At 62.9% G+C, this 14,484-nt stretch carries 11 protein-coding genes and 3 pseudogenes; 6 read left to right on the plus strand and 8 right to left on the minus strand.

Going from position 1 to position 14,484, the window contains the following annotated elements; translation table 11 throughout:
* Nucleotides 1–106: 106 nt before the first annotated feature.
* Nucleotides 107–535 (minus strand): hypothetical protein, encoded by a 429-nt coding sequence (locus ILP86_RS13660; RefSeq protein ID WP_017202933.1) that lies wholly within the window; start codon nucleotides 533–535, stop codon nucleotides 107–109.
* Between the two features lie 48 nt (nucleotides 536–583).
* Nucleotides 584–1,090, minus strand: a complete 507-nt coding sequence (locus tag ILP86_RS13665) for a DUF4188 domain-containing protein (RefSeq protein WP_193762215.1) — start codon at nucleotides 1,088–1,090, stop codon at nucleotides 584–586.
* A gap of 70 nt (nucleotides 1,091–1,160) precedes the next feature.
* On the opposite strand from ILP86_RS13665, the gene ILP86_RS13670 reads away from it, so the two are divergent.
* Nucleotides 1,161–1,775, plus strand: a complete 615-nt coding sequence (locus ILP86_RS13670; RefSeq protein ID WP_193762216.1) for a MerR family transcriptional regulator — start codon at nucleotides 1,161–1,163, stop codon at nucleotides 1,773–1,775.
* 112 nt (nucleotides 1,776–1,887) lie between these two features.
* On the opposite strand, the pseudogene ILP86_RS13675 reads toward ILP86_RS13670, so the two are convergent.
* Nucleotides 1,888–2,226: pseudogene (locus tag ILP86_RS13675) on the minus strand (very short patch repair endonuclease); the annotation flags it as partial.
* A gap of 484 nt (nucleotides 2,227–2,710) precedes the next feature.
* Here ILP86_RS13675 and ILP86_RS13680 point away from each other — a divergent pair.
* Both ILP86_RS13680 and ILP86_RS13685 read left to right on the plus strand, forming a co-directional pair.
* Entirely contained in the window at nucleotides 2,711–3,262 is a 552-nt protein-coding gene (locus ILP86_RS13680) for an NgoMIV family type II restriction endonuclease (RefSeq protein ID WP_193762217.1), read from the plus strand.
* Between the two features lie 97 nt (nucleotides 3,263–3,359).
* Entirely contained in the window at nucleotides 3,360–4,535 is a 1,176-nt protein-coding gene (locus tag ILP86_RS13685) for a DNA cytosine methyltransferase (RefSeq protein WP_193762218.1), read from the plus strand.
* Here the strand turns inward: ILP86_RS13685 and ILP86_RS13690 are convergent.
* Entirely contained in the window at nucleotides 4,532–5,485 is a 954-nt protein-coding gene (locus tag ILP86_RS13690) for a NaeI family type II restriction endonuclease (RefSeq protein WP_193762219.1), read from the minus strand. The genes ILP86_RS13685 and ILP86_RS13690 overlap by 4 nt on opposite strands.
* Before the next feature lie 189 nt (nucleotides 5,486–5,674).
* On the opposite strand from ILP86_RS13690, the pseudogene ILP86_RS13695 reads away from it, so the two are divergent.
* Nucleotides 5,675–6,758, plus strand: a pseudogene (locus ILP86_RS13695) (restriction endonuclease).
* Between the two features lie 291 nt (nucleotides 6,759–7,049).
* Here ILP86_RS13695 and ILP86_RS13700 read toward each other — a convergent pair.
* A complete protein-coding gene (locus ILP86_RS13700; protein ID WP_193762220.1) occupies nucleotides 7,050–8,615 on the minus strand; it encodes an RNA-directed DNA polymerase in 1,566 nt (521 codons plus the stop codon).
* 393 nt (nucleotides 8,616–9,008) lie between these two features.
* Between ILP86_RS13700 and ILP86_RS13705 the strand changes: the two genes are divergently transcribed.
* On the plus strand, nucleotides 9,009–9,632 hold the full coding sequence (locus ILP86_RS13705; RefSeq protein ID WP_193762221.1) for a hypothetical protein: 624 nt from the start codon (nucleotides 9,009–9,011) through the stop codon (nucleotides 9,630–9,632).
* Nucleotides 9,633–9,744: 112 nt separating this feature from the next.
* On the opposite strand, the pseudogene ILP86_RS13710 reads toward ILP86_RS13705, so the two are convergent.
* The 3 genes and pseudogenes from ILP86_RS13710 to ILP86_RS13720 all read right to left on the minus strand — a co-directional run bounded on the left by ILP86_RS13710 (nucleotide 9,745) and on the right by ILP86_RS13720 (nucleotide 13,458).
* Nucleotides 9,745–11,180, minus strand: a pseudogene (locus ILP86_RS13710) (SulP family inorganic anion transporter).
* 111 nt (nucleotides 11,181–11,291) lie between these two features.
* Nucleotides 11,292–12,422 carry a GTPase family protein gene (locus ILP86_RS13715; RefSeq protein WP_193762222.1) on the minus strand — a complete coding sequence of 377 codons (1,131 nt, stop codon included), beginning with the start codon at nucleotides 12,420–12,422 and terminating at the stop codon, nucleotides 11,292–11,294.
* A 94-nt stretch (nucleotides 12,423–12,516) separates the two neighbouring features.
* Nucleotides 12,517–13,458, minus strand: coding sequence for a G5 domain-containing protein (locus ILP86_RS13720; protein WP_193762223.1), 942 nt, complete (start codon nucleotides 13,456–13,458; stop codon nucleotides 12,517–12,519).
* 150 nt (nucleotides 13,459–13,608) lie between these two features.
* On the opposite strand from ILP86_RS13720, the gene ILP86_RS13725 reads away from it, so the two are divergent.
* Nucleotides 13,609–14,115: a hypothetical protein gene (locus ILP86_RS13725; protein ID WP_193762224.1), complete on the plus strand. Its 507-nt coding sequence runs from the start codon at nucleotides 13,609–13,611 to the stop codon at nucleotides 14,113–14,115.
* Nucleotides 14,116–14,484 lie beyond the last annotated feature (369 nt).

The following is a 14,484-nucleotide window of genomic DNA, read 5'->3' on the forward strand; positions in this document are numbered from 1 at the left end:
GGTCTTTCTACATCTACTTACCCAGACGACGGACGACCACCAGCCTGCAGGACACAGATCCGAAAATGGATCGTGCCTCAATGCTCTGAACTCGGACGGGTGCGCCTCAGAAGTCCCCTTCGGCCACCTGGAAGCAGACGAGCCCGCGAGACCGCCACATCTCGACCACGCTGCGGCGGTCGTCGACGACGCCGATGACCGTGAAATGCGGTTCGATGTGGGCGTCGTAGATCTCGGCCTTGACGATGTTGTCGGCGCGCTGGTCGCCCGTGCGGCGGAGCAGAAGGCGGTCGAACGGGATCTCGTTGAACGTCAGCCAGGCCTCGGTGGCGCGGCGAGCGGTCTCGTCGCGGCCCGAGACGACGATGAGCGCGTCGACGTCGGGGTGGGCGGCGAAGGCTTGCGCGGCGATGACGACCGGGTGGTTCGGGGTGTCGATCGAGACGTTGCGCATGTCGTACGGGGAACGGTCGCCGATGAGGGCGAGGGTGCCGTCGACGTCGAAGATCCAGGCGCGAGGGCGATCGGTGGGCATGGTGCGAGGGTAGTGGGTTCCGCGGTGCGACCGGTCGCTAGGGGAGGGTTACTGCGCAGGCTCGGAGGTCGGCGCTCCCGTCCGCCCATCCGCGAACCGTGCCTGCGCTCGGTCGTGACGCTTGCCGACGGGCACGAGTTCCGTGGCCTTGGGCAGACCCATCGGCTTCGTCGAGACGTACACGCTCTCGGCGGTGTCGACGCGGAAGGTCTCGTGCCAGACGCCGACCACTCCCGGAGCCTTGCGGGCTGCGCGGTTGAAGGCGGTCCAGGCGGGGCGGTGTAACTGGTTCGGGCTGGACGCGTAGGCGTAGAGCTTGTCGACGGATGACCAGTACTGCACGACGTAGGGTCCGCCCGAGCCGAAGAGCAGGTGGTAGCCGAGCATGCCCGAGTCGGGGTCGGTGCTGAGTTCGCGCAGCATCCCCGGCATGGCGAAGAAGGCCGGCATCCACAGGTCGGGGCGCCACCAGCGGTTGATCTGCATCCCGATGTGGAACACGACGAGCTCGCCCTCGTGGCGGTGGGTCATGCGGCCCGTGATGACTTTCGACATGATGTCTCCTTGATTGGATAGCGTCACTATCCATAATGGATAGCGCTACTATCGAAGTCAAGAGGTGGCCATGAGAATTTCCGAACTGTCAGCCCAGACCGGCGTGACCGTGCCGACGATCAAGTACTACCTGCGCGAGGGACTGCTGCCCGAGGGTGAGCGTTCGTCTGCGACTCAGGCCGCATACGGCGAGAAGCACGTGGAGCGGCTGGGGGTGATCCGCGCGCTGCTCGACGCGGGGGTGAGCATCGCCGAGACGCGGCGGGTGCTGGGGGCGCTGGATGATCCGCCGGCGAGTGCGCACGAGCTGCTCGGGGCTGCCCATGCGGCGATCACTCCGCCGGTGGATGATTCGTTGGATCTGACGGACGCGGAGGCGCTCGTCGCGGGGCTCGGGTGGAAGCCGGGGATGTGCGACGAGGCAGTGCTGCACTCGGTGGCGCGAGCGTTGCAAGGGTTGGAGCGCGTCGGGTTCACCGTTCCGGATGCGGCGATGGCGGAGTACCTCGCGAGCGCGCGGCAGATTGCGGATGCGGAGATCTCGGGGGTGCCGGAGGACTCTGCGGAAGCCGCGGTGCGGTACGTGGTGCTGGGGTCGGTGTTGGTGGAGCCGTTGTTGCTGGCGTTGCGGCGGGTGGCGCAGCAGGTGAGCTCGGGAGAACGGTTTGGGGAAGATCACGAGTAGGGCGTTCACCGCTCTCCCGATTTGCTGACCTCCGCGTCCGGCTGGCGGGAAGCGCGCCGAGTTCTGCCACGATCGTCGCGGCTACGTCTTCGGGCAGCTGATGTTCCCAGAATCTCAGCACCCTCCACCCTGCGTCATTGAGACGCAGGGTTGTCTCGCGATCGCGCTCGACATTGCGACGGAGCTTGGGAAGCCAATAGTCGCTGTTGCGTTTTGGGTAGGTCGCGTGAATCGGGCAGCCGTGCCAGAAGCATCCGTCGATGTAGACGGCGACACGCACACGGGTGAAGACGACGTCGGCGCGATACCGGTCGCCGAGCGGAGCAAAGTCCACGCGATAGCGGAGTCCAGCGGCATGGAGGAGCCTCCTGACGGCCAGCTCGGGCTGAGTGTCGCGGCGTCGATTTCCGCGCATCGAACGTCGTGATCCCTCCGTGCTCGCCCATGACATGGTGGCAGCCTACGTCTTGACGAGGGAGAGTCGTCGCCGGGCATCAGGCGGATGGTCCGTAGTTCAGGTACAGCTCCCTGGGAGGCTCCGAAGTCGTGCGACGCGACAGACTGATTCGGCGCCTGGCTATTGTCTGGCTAGCAGTTGAAGGTCGCTCGTGGCACAGTGTGACATTGTGCCAGCAAACTTTGCAGCTTCACTCTGTGGCTATCGGGCTTCAGGGGCTCCGAACACATCCGACAACAATGACGCTCAGTCGAAGGAACTCGGGATCGAACTGTTTCGACAGATGGGAGTCGTCGCTGGGCAAGCCGGGCCCTCCGACCCGGGCAGCGCCTTGGAGGAAGCCGCTAGGGCGGATCTGGCCTCCCGGAGACCCGACCTCGAGATTGCTCGTTCCCGCTCAGTCGCTGACTTCTCGCAGTATCGACACCTGGCCGTCTTCCCGACTTTCAGGAGGACCTACGAACCTGTCTCGAAGGCCATGAACGAGCTACGCGAGCTCGCGACGCGTCTGCCTCCGTCTGCTGAAGCAAAGAGGCTTCGAGCGGCACTAGCTCGCAAGTCGGCGACCTATGCGAAACAGGATGCGATCACGCAGCGCATGCTGGTGGAGATGCCGGAGGAAGCGATTCTGAAGGTAGATCTCACGGTCGGAGCGCCCTTGGCAGACGCTGACCTGCACATGCATGTCGGGGTGTCTGCGAAGTGGTCGCTCCGAACTGATCGCGCGCAGGACTGCATCTCGCAGGGGGCAAGGCTCGCAACGCAGAGGAGAGGCCCGATGCCTCATTTCGCCGTGCTGACCATGGAACCAAGACCAGCCATGCTTCGAATCTTGGCGGATGGATCGGGCGCCATCGACTGCGTCTACCACCTCGACCTGCCCGCGCTCACCCGTGCGATCGAGGCGGTGGCTTCGACCAAGGGAACGAACTGGTCGCCGAAGCGCACCTTTGATCGGTTACTCCAGCAGGGCCGGATCCGCGACTACGAGGATCTCGTGGCAACTCTCGTGCGAGTGCCAGCGAGTTGAGGGAACGCCTCTCCAATGCTGGGCAGCGCGCCGATGTGCTCATCCGATTTCGGCGGGGGTGGGCCCAGATGTCCGATGCCAAGCTTACGATCGATGTATGACGAAGAACCTCCGCATGATCGACCTGTTCGCCGGTTGCGGGGGTATGACAGTAGGGTTTGCGAGCGAAGGATTCAGGCCTGTGCTCGCAGTCGAGTGGGACCGAGCGGCCGCCGCCACGTACGCGGCAAACTTTGGCGAGCACCATGTGATCGCGGGAGACATCGCGGGAGTGTCTGACGACGCGATTCCCGAAGCTGACATTGTAATCGGGGGGCCGCCGTGTCAAGGCTTCTCAAACCTGGGGTTGAAGGACATCAACGATCCTCGGAACCAGCTTTGGCGTGAGTTCATGCGGTTTGTGAAGCACGCTCGTCCGAAGGTCTTCGTGATCGAGAACGTTGACCGGTTCGCAAAGTCGCCCGAATTCGCGATGCTACTCGCCGAAGCCGATCACGGGGCTTTGGTCGAGTACGAACTTCAGCACGCTGTCTTGAACGCCGCCGACTACGGCGTCGCGCAGCGCCGGAAGAGGACCATCGTCATTGGTTCTCGCATCGGGCGGATCGAACTTCCCGCTGCGACTCATGCGAAGGAACCGGAAGCAGGATCGGGACTGCTCCCGTGGCGTACGGTTCGCGATGTCATAGGCGATGTTCCTCCGCACCCGTCGACAACCGAGCTTCCTGCTCGTACGTCGGAGCTCTTCGGTGAGTCCATGCCTGGCACCTTTTGTGGCCTGGACCTGCATATCCGGCGGACGCCCACCAGCAAAAGCCTCGACCGATACAGTTTCGTCCCGCCAGGGGGAGGCCGATTCGATCTTCCTGTCGCACTGTTGCCGAATTGCTGGGCCAACAAGCCGACTGGAACCACCGACGTGATGGGGCGTCTCCGTTGGGATATGCCCTCAGTCACCATCCGAACTGAGTTCTTCAAGCCTGAAAAGGGCCAGTACCTTCATCCGCAATGGGAGGCTGGTGACTGGGTAGAGGAGTACGGCAAGCACCGCAGCGACCCGGTCCGATCGGTTGATCGTGTCATCAGCCACTTCGAGGCCGCGCTTATCCAGGACTTCCCCGCCGACTATCGCTGGGTTGGAACGAAGATCCAGATTGCCCGTCAGATCGGAAACGCAGTTCCGTCGGGGTTGGCGCGAGCCATCGCGCAACAGATCAAGCCGCGTCTTCTCGCATCTGAAGCGTCGGAAGACCGCGAACTAAGTGTTGCTTAGCCGGATGCGTTAGGTTCGAACTCGATCTCGAGCTGCGGCACCAGCCCTGGGGTCGACGCTCGCGTGCGCGTCGAGCTCACTGCCACCCAGTCGCCGACTTCGAGTTGGAAACCGAGCTCCTTCGCTCTCAGTCGGTCGGGCACCCAAGACCAAACGAGCACCTCCAAGCCCGACACGGCTCGAATCGCCTCCTTCGCCTGGCGTGCACGTCGCATCGGATCTTTGTTGCCGAAACATACTGTTTCGATGGAAGACCTAGGGATCACGGTGTCGGGAAGGAACCCGAAGAGCGACGCAAGACGAGAGCTTTGCCCAACTCTCGGGGCAAAGACAACTGAAAGCTGTTCCGGAGTGAGGCGGGCGAGGGGCTCCTCCGGAAGGTCAGTCCAATCGAGCAAAGGTAGCGAGAAGCGGGCGAGCGCGTCGGCGGCGACTCCTCGCTTTCCATCCTTGTTCGCTCCATCGTTGAGCCAGACTCGGTGGGCGCGCATGAGGAACGTGCGGTGACGTCTGCGGGCCATATCGACCTGAGTGAGAATGCTTATCTCACATTGACCCTCAGTGGGAATCATCCAGTTCGTTCTTACGGTGGCTTTGAGCTCAACGGGGATCCCCAGGATGCGTGTATCCAGCGGCGGCTCCTTGTAGAGGTCGAGCTCGTTCAGAACCCGGTACTGGAGCTTCGTGCCTACGGATGCCCTCTCGTCTGAATCGACATCAGGGCTGAGCAAGTCGAAGCGTCCGGTACGTGCTCCATCGAGGACATACTTCACAGCGTCGTCGACTGCTCGCGTGAAGTTCTGAGACAGGGGGCGTTCCTTCAGCCAGTTCCAGACGCTTTGAAGCGCAATGTCATCGCTCGCCGCTTGCACCACGTGCGACTCTGCAGTCAGGCTCTTCCGCTCGTCTGGGGTGCAGGTGGCTCCGGGCCCCGGCGTGGTCCTCTTCACTCTCGAGACGCTATCGCATCTCTCGTGGGTCGTTCTGAACTGGCTGGCGAGGGTGCCGACTTGGCGAATGACGCGACGGGCTCAGGTCGGAACGACTTCGCACCGTCGAGAACGCCGCGCGAGCGGCGCGACTTCATCGGGTCCGCTATCGCCTGGACTAAAGCGTGTTCAACGAAGAGCGGAGTAACGGTGGAGTTTTCAGAGCGTCTCGATTCCCTCTCAACGAAGGTGAAAAACCAGGCGACGGCGATCGGGACCGAGGAGGCAACGAAGAATGCGTTCGTCATGCCGTTCATCTCGACGATTCTTGGTTACGACGTCTTCGACGCGCTCGAGGTCGTCCCCGAGTTCACGGCCGATGTCGGCACGAAGAAGGGGGAGAAGATTGACTACGCCATCATGCGCGACAGCGAGGTTCAGATCCTCATCGAGTGCAAGCCATCGATGGGGTCGCTCAAAATCGAGCACGCTCCGCAGCTCTTCCGTTCTTCGCCGTCACGAACCCGCGCATCGCTGTTCTGACGAACGGCGTCGTCTGGCACTTCTACACTGACCTCGACGCTCCGAACCGGATGGACGCCAAGCCGTTCCTCGTGCTCGACCTGCTCGACACCGACGAGACTCTGATCCCGGAGATTCAGAAGCTGAGCAAGGAGAGTTTCGACCTCGACTCGATCATCAGCGCGGCCGAGGAGCTCAAGTACATTGGTGCCCTTAAGCGAGAGATCGCGAGCCAGTTCCGCGAGCCGACGGACGAGTGGATCAAGTTCTTCGCAACGCGTGTATACGACGGTTCGTACACGCAGAAAGTGCGGCAGCAGTTCACAGGGCTGGTCGGCAAGGCTGCACACCACTTCTTGAACGAGCGCGTGAATGATCGCCTGAAGACCGCCCTCGGCGTGAGCGGAATCACGCACACTTCGGACCCGTCGCCGGCGACGAGTGCAGAGGTCGCGGAAGCAGATCTCGATCGCGATACCGAGATTGAGACCACTCTCGAAGAGCTAGAGGGCTACCAGATCGTGAAGCGATCGCCTGTGGCGAGGTCAAGCCGCAGCGCGTCACGCACCGCGAGGCGAAGAGTTACTTCGCAGTGCTGCTCGATGACAACAACCGGAAGCCCGTAGCGCGTCTTCACTTCAACGGTAAGCAGAAGTACATGGGGCTGTTGGACGAGGACAAGGTCGAGACGCGGCACTCGATCGAAGAGCTCGATGAGATCTATTCGCACGCGGATGGAATTCGTGAAGCAGTGCGGCGGTATGGAGACTGACGATGCCAGGCGTGCCCGGCTGGATGAGTAGCAGCGGGGACGGCGAAGGACGGCCTTAACGCACAAGCCGCTTCTCCTAGACGCGGGCATTGACCTCACCGACGTATTGGTCATCCGCCATGGCTACTTTCGCGATCACCGAGACACCGGTTTCCGCCAGGTCTCCCACGGCTGAGCAGTTGCTGAGCCCACGGGCGAAGACTCGGACCACCACGGGTATCTCACGCCCCTGATCGAGCGCTGTCCTTCACACGCGGCTCGAGCGCTGTCCTTCACACGCGGTCAGCTGCGCTAGCCGCTGAAGCCTGAACCGCCTCCCCAAATCATGTCGTCATCGTTATCGTCACCTAACTCGTCGTCAACCTCTGGCTCGGCGGCGGCGGACGCGAACTCCTTGGGGTCTCGAAGCAGAGCCACACCGCCCTCGCGAAGCTCCTCGAATCCCGGGTCCTGGAGTTCTGATACCCCTTCGAGATAAGCGATGTAACGAACCGGCCATGCCTCGTCGCGCGTGTAGGCGTCGCCCCCCGCGGCTCGGAGATCGGCTCGGAGGGCGGTCTGCTGCGTGGACAGGGTTGCCGAGCGTGACTGCAAGAGGTAAGCAAGCCCAAGGGAGTCGTTAGTAACGCGAACGGCCTCCCAACTTTTTTCCGAGATGGCAACGTTAGTCTCCCAGGCCAGATGCAGGAGCCAGCACACCGCGCTCGATTGGCTGTCCGATGCGTGCTTTTGAATGAGCGTGTCCAAGTCCTCTTGTGGCAGGTCGATTCCGGTCGCGAGCAGCGAGCGCGCCAGGACAGGCGTGGTGTGGGGATATGAGAAGGACAGCTCCGCGAGCCTTTGGAGAAAATGCTGCTGATCTTCCTTGGAAAGACCCATGAGTATGCCTTGGGATCTAGACAGAGCCCATTGGATCGCGCTCGCCTGGGGATCCGTTCGAGATAGCTCCAGCGCGCGATCGATCAGCTCACGAGGTCTGGTGGAACTCGTCTGGCGCAGTTCGCGGAGCCAGCCCGGGTCTTCTGGGGCAGGCAATGACTCGACAGAGGTCTTTCGCCCATTGAGCTGTAGTCCGAATCCCCGCAGGGCCGTATCGAGATCACGCACAAATTCCTCGGCCTCGGTTTCCGTTCTGGTGTAGGCGACGTAGTCGTCAAGAAATCGCTCGTATCGATATCGCTCAAGCGCAGCGTCAACTTTGCTTAGTAGGAGCTCCGCGATGATCAAGGAAGATCCAGGGCCGACAGAGATGCCGGTTGTTTCGCCGCGGCGAGCCATCCTCACAGCAGCATCGAGTTCATTGGCCGGGACGCTCAGCCTGTGATTCAACTTGGCTTCGGGTTTGCCCATCAAAGCCCACGGAATTGCGTGGGAGTAGATCGAATCATAAAACGCCGCGATGTCAGCGCGTACTCGAAAGCGTCGTCCCACACCCGGACGAAGATGTGGTCGCGACTGCTCCATTGATGCGATGCGGCCGTCTGAGTGCTGTCGAACGGTGAACTGCGCCACATCGGTGTTTATGGCGGGCGCGATGTCAGATTCCCACAATCGTCCGATGGTTTCGACTAAATTCGAATATGCAACTGGGTGTGGCAATTCGATGCGACGAGGATTCCACCGGTAGTGTGCCACTCGTACATCCGCGAGCGAATAGCCCATTAATGTGCGCTCAGTCCGACGTGGTCTGTGCTTTCCGTCGGTGTGATTCGCCACGATCTTCGATGACACCCGACTTGTCCCGAGAGTGCACACGCTCGGTGGAAGGTCGTCGCCGCGCCGAGATGCTCGGGGCGCATAGTTCTGATCGAGCAAAGCGCGGCGTACCTGCTCAGCGGAGAGTTGACTGGTGCTCACCGAGCGATGCTATCCGACACGTGTCGATCGCATCCAACGCGGCAACGGTCGACGCATCCCAGATATGCGACCCCGAAAGATCGACGACACCCCGCTCCGAATCGTCTGAGTACCAGTACTCCACCCACATCCCTGACCGCTAGGTAGTGTGGCAGCAAGACAATCATTACGGCCACGAGGGCTGCCATATTCGTTGCGATCCCATGTGCCGCGCAGCGATCAGAGACTGGGCTCGGCGGTGCGGGCACGCGCACCGAGGCCGCCGTTGCGAATCTTTCGTCGGGGCCAGCGCGGATGGGTCCCTCGCCCTGGAGCGATGGGTAGGGGGAACAGGCCGTGCGGCGGCGAAGGCCCGATCCGGTCATCGGACGCCGCAGTAGGTACGATTCGCTCATGGCTCGAGTTGATGTGAGGTTTCGGGATTCTTGGAATGAAGCAGGTCACGCCGACCCAGAAGATTTCGTCGTACGAGGAGAAGATGGGGATGCCTTTCTCGCCGCGCTGCTGAGGCTTTTGAAGCAGATGCCAGATCCCGACCAGAGGTTCTTCTCAGTTGTTGTCTACGACGCCAATGGAGATCTAGCTCTCTTCGCCGGCCTCGACGACCGCGTATCGATACGACAGATGGAGCGTTTCGCCGAAGGCTCTCACCTGTTGATTGATAACGCGGGTCGTGGCGGCGGTCTGCTTACATCGATGTGGGAGTTCGTCCAGGCGGGTCTCACGTTAGCTGGCATAGTTGGCTTGCTTCAGCAAGGGAATGCGGTATATGCGTCGGCGCTTTACAGGCGAAAGCGGCGTGCAGCTCGAGAGTGGCTGGTGGGCGGTGATGGTAGCCCTAGCCTTGAATTGACTCAGATGGTGAATGAGCACGACAACTACAACTTGCGTGACTTCGAGGGCATGTTCGACCTCGGCCCAGCTGACGCCGCGCGTCTGCTGCGTGAGGTCGGGTTTGTTCAAGAAGCGGGCACCCCGTCCGACTGGCCTGATCTGTGGGTTGACCCCACGGAGTGACGCCCGTCACGCGCTTGAGTGGCTAGCCGTAGTCTGGGACAACTAATCTTGGCCACCCCGGCAGAATGTTGATGGCAACGGTCTTCAGGCCGTTGCCTAGCACTCTTCGTCGCTACTCGAACCCACCCGTCAACCGCCCGCGCATCCGCGAACTGCTCTCATTCATCCCGACGATCTCCACCGTCTTCCCCAACGCCTGATACTTCGTCTCAATCGCATCCAACGCGGCGACGGTCGACGCATCCCACACATGTGACCCCGACAGATCGACGACAACGCGATCGGGATCCGATGAGTACGAGAACACCGTCGTCAGGTCATTGCTCGACGCGAAGAAAAGCTCCCCCTCCACGGCATACGTCGCCACATCCCCGGATCCAGGGACAGACCGCGTAACCGTCACGAAGTGCGCCACCCGCCGCACGAACAGCACCGACGCGACCAGCACCCCACCGACAACCCCGACCGCCAGGTTGTGCGTCACCAAGACCAACACAACCGTAGACACCATCACGAACGTCTCGCTCTTCGGCATCCGCTTCAACGTCGACGGACGGATGCTGTGCCAGTCGAACGCCCCGATCGCGACCATGATCATCACGGACACGATCGCGGCCATCGGGATCGTCCCGACGAAGTCGCCGAACACGACCACCAACACGAACAAAACAGACCGGCGCAGAAGGTCGAGATGCGGGTCCGCGCACCCGAGGCCTTCACGTTGATCATGGTCTGACCGATCACGGCGCAGCCGCCGATGGCGCCGAAGATCCCCGATCTCGTCGACCAGCTTCGCGGCGAGCAGCGACTCCAGCAGCCCCACCACTGCGACCCCGAGCGCGAACGGCGCGATGATCGTGAACGTCTCCCAAGTCAGCGGCACGTTTCGGGATGAACAGCTCGGGCAGGCTCCGCGGCAGCTCGCCCTGATCGCCGACCGTCGGCACGGTGATGCCGAACGCGAGCACGACGCCCGTCACGATGATCACCGACACCAGCGGCGCCAGCACGATCTTCGTGATCTTCGGCATAACCAGCATCACGACGATTCCGAGCGCCACTAGCGGATACACCAGCCACGGCACATCGATCAGCTGCGGGAACTGCGAGTTGAACACGAAGATCGCCAGCGCGTTCACGAACCCGACCATCACGCTGCGGGGATGAACCGCATGAGCTTCGCGACGCCGACAACCCCGAGGATCACCTGGAAGATGCCGGCGAGGATGACCGTCGCGATGAAGTAGTCCAGTCCGTACATCGGCGCGACCGGGGCGATCACGAGCGCCACGGCTCCGGTCGCCGCGGTCACCATCACCGGTCGCCGGCCGAGGAACGCGATCGACGCCGCCATGATGAACGATGAGAACAGCCCCTTCGGGTCGACGCCCGCGATCACCGAGAACGAGATCGCCTCGGGGATGAGTGCGAGTCCTACGACGAGCCAGCCAGCACCTCGCGGATCAGCATCCGCGGACTCTTCGGCGCCGTCAGGACAGAGGGGTTCGCCCGATAGCGGGCACGATCATCGACCGTCGTTGCAGACATGGAGCTCTAGGGGAAGGCGCCTCGAGGATGAGGCAGAAGCCTCAGTGCAGGGCGATCGAGCGCCCCGCCTGATCTACCCGGGTAGATCTGCTCAACGCAACGGACCGCGGTTCAGTCCCGCCCGCCGCTCACCTTCTTGAACCACACGCCGACCTGCGTCTGGAACAGCTCGCGCACCAGGTTGCTGTCGAGCGCACCGTCGACGCCTCGCAGTCGGCCCTGCGTGAGCTCCCCGCAGACGACAGCCCACGCGTATCCGATCGCCAGGGTGAACGTGCTGGCGACGGTGCCCGAGATCACACCACCGACCACCGTTCCCGCTCCAGGGATGAACTTCAGGAGCCCTGCGACCGCGCTTCGTCCGGCAGCGGAGACAGCGACGGTCGCTGCAGTTGCCGCGATCGTGGCGGTCTCGACTCTGACGCCGTAGATCGCCGCGACCCTCGCCATCATCCCGAGCTGAATGGGGACGAGCACTCCGGCGTCCGCAACGGGGATCGGGATCGCCCCGACCGTCAACGCCGCCGTGGCAGCCGCGCGGACAGCTGTTTGAGCTTGCTTGCGCTTTCGTGCCAGATCGACTTTCTGGGCGGCTGCGAACGCTGCTTCAACACCCTCGGGAGCTGCGCGAAACGTGGCATCCACGAGCTCCGTGAGCCCGTGCTGAACCTGACCCGTGAACTCATCCGCCGTCGACATCACCAAGATCGGGCGGCCTCCCACGATCGGTAGGTCGAGTCCCGCGATGTGGTCCGCCAGGGTCAGAGCGTCGGCGTGATACTCGCCGTTCCGCGACGGCACCTGTGTCAAAACGGCGACGACAGGCAGGCCGAGCTCGTGCAGGCGACGGATGAACTCCGCCTCGGTGTCCTCGAACCGCCGGTCCGTCGCCCGGACGCAGTACCAGGCGACGTGGATCTGCTCGGAGAGCGGCCGCTGGCGCATCTTCTTCAGATAGTCGCCGAGTTCGCGGATCAGCTCATCGGTGTCCTTGCCGATCTCGAGGCCACGCGTGTCGAGCAGGCCGAGGAAGCCGGAACGGTGGATGTAGAGATGCTCGTCCATCGTGACGGGCTCGCCGACCCCGGTGGGAGCGACCTCCTCTCCGAAGATCGCGTTGATCAGCGTCGACTTCCCGACGCCCGTCTTGCCGAAGATGGCGAGGTTGAAGCGGCCGATCTCGTCCGCCTGCTCTTTCCACTGGCTGCGGAACTCGTCTTCAGAGAAGGTCTCACCCGTCATTGCGCACTCCCTCTGAGGCCGTAGCCTCGGTCCCCGAGGCGTCGCGCCCCCGCTGAGGACTAGCGTATCGAGAGGTGGTTGCGCGGGCCCCGTCTCAGTCGCAGGCAATCCCGTCACCGTCGCGGTCGAGGTCGTACACATCCGGCCCGACGACCTGCAGCGGCCCGCGGACATATGCCGGTCCGTTTCCGCTCCCGCCCGCGCAGTCCACGTCCGAGGCGATCGGCACGCACACCCCGGCATAGCTCGAGTGGCATTCGGCCGCAGGCTGCACCAGAGGCACCGGTGCCGGCGCAGGCTGTCGCGTTCCGTTCGACGTCACCTCGTTCACCGGCGCAACGGTGACGACTTCGCCGACGACTTCGCGCGACACTTCCACACCATCGACGTAGGTCACGCGGTACGTGGTGACCTTGGTTCCGTCGACACCGGCTGTCGTGATGGCGGTCTGTCCGACGTCGAGCTGCGGATCGTCGGCCGTCGTCCGCTCGAAAGGAACGACCGTCGACTCTTCGACCTCCTCGAAGGTGGTGGGCTTGGGAGAGGGGGTCGGCTTCTCTGTCTGCGCGGAGGCGAACGGCTTGGCATCCGACGACGACCCCGAGCTCGTGGTGTCGGAACCCGGTCCGCCGAGGGCGGCGTTCGCTCCAGACCCCGCGAACATCAGAACGAACGCGATCCCCAGAGCAGCCCAAGCCGCCCCGCGCGAGCGCACGCGAAAGAGCTTCGCCGAGCCACGCACGATCCCGTAGATGGCGACGAAGAAGAGGACCAGCCCGGCGAGCACCATGATCACACCCAGGCTGCGGGTGAGCAGGAGGATTGCGAGCACCACCGCTCCCCCGATGAGGACGACCTTCATCCGAGAGGACTTCACCTGGGCGGGAGCGGCATCGACGGGGGTCACGGCGACAGCCACATTCGGTGCTTGCCCCAGGGGCGCGGTGTGTATCGTCCACTGGGTGCCGTCCCACCAGCGCTGCTGCTGTGCGGGGTGTTCGGGGTCGGCGTACCAACCTTGAGGTGCTGCGGGCATCGTTGCCGTCCTTCTGCTCAGGCTCTGGCCGAACACTACCGATATTCCAGCGAGCAAGGGAGAGTCCTGTCTCGGGGGCCAGCAGACGCACCCTTCCCTCTCTCCACTGCCTGCGCCATCATGAGACGACCAGCCACCCAGGAGGCCCTCTTGTCGCTCGCATCGACCACGCCGGCAACCACCACCACAGGTCTCCCCGGCGTCGCGATCATCGCGGAGATCCGACGCGTCCTGATCACGACCCTGGTCGCCGTCTTCGTGTACTCCTCACTCATGGTCGCCAGCCGGAGCTACTGCCCCGGTGGCGTCGACGGGAGCGGCGGCTTCATCGACTCATCGGGACGGCCGACCGACCAGGCGCCTGTGTGTATCGATCTGACGCTCAGCCCCAGCCCCCTGGTCTACATAGGCATCGCCGCGATGGTGCTGATCACCCTCGGACGAGTGATGAAGGCGAGCGACGAACACACCGCTCTCACCACACTGAACCGCGCGGCCATCGGAGTCTCGGCGCTCGTGGGCCTCGCGATCATCGTCTCTCTCGTCTGGTTCTTCCTGATCCCTATGGAGGGATTCACCTCCGGCTCCTGGACGGTCTTCAGTCCCTTCCCCTTCGGGAACATCGACGTCACGACCACGCTCATGACCGTCGAGTGACTCACGAAGACAGCGGGGGCGACGCGCGGATCTGCGGCGCCGCTGCGCGACACGCCCGGCGGTCAGCCCTGATTTGCCCGATCCCCGGGATCCGCGTAACTTATTACTTGTTCGCCCCAAACGGTTGAGCGGAGGTCCTCGGACCGGCTCCCGTCAAGCAGCTAACACCTCCCGAATCCCAGACACTCACTGAGTGAACAGGACGAAGGTGCTGATCCGTTCCCACGGTCAGGCCGAAGAAATTCGGACTTGACAACGGAAACGAGATCGGTAAGATAGAGAAGTTGCCCTTCGGGCCTGGCTGTGATGGCTGGGTCGTGGGAGCATCCGATCCTTGAGAACTCAACAGCGTGCACTTGTCAAATGCCA

The organism is Microbacterium sp. R1 (genome assembly GCF_015159725.1).
Taxonomy (GTDB): domain Bacteria; phylum Actinomycetota; class Actinomycetes; order Actinomycetales; family Microbacteriaceae; genus Microbacterium; species Microbacterium oxydans.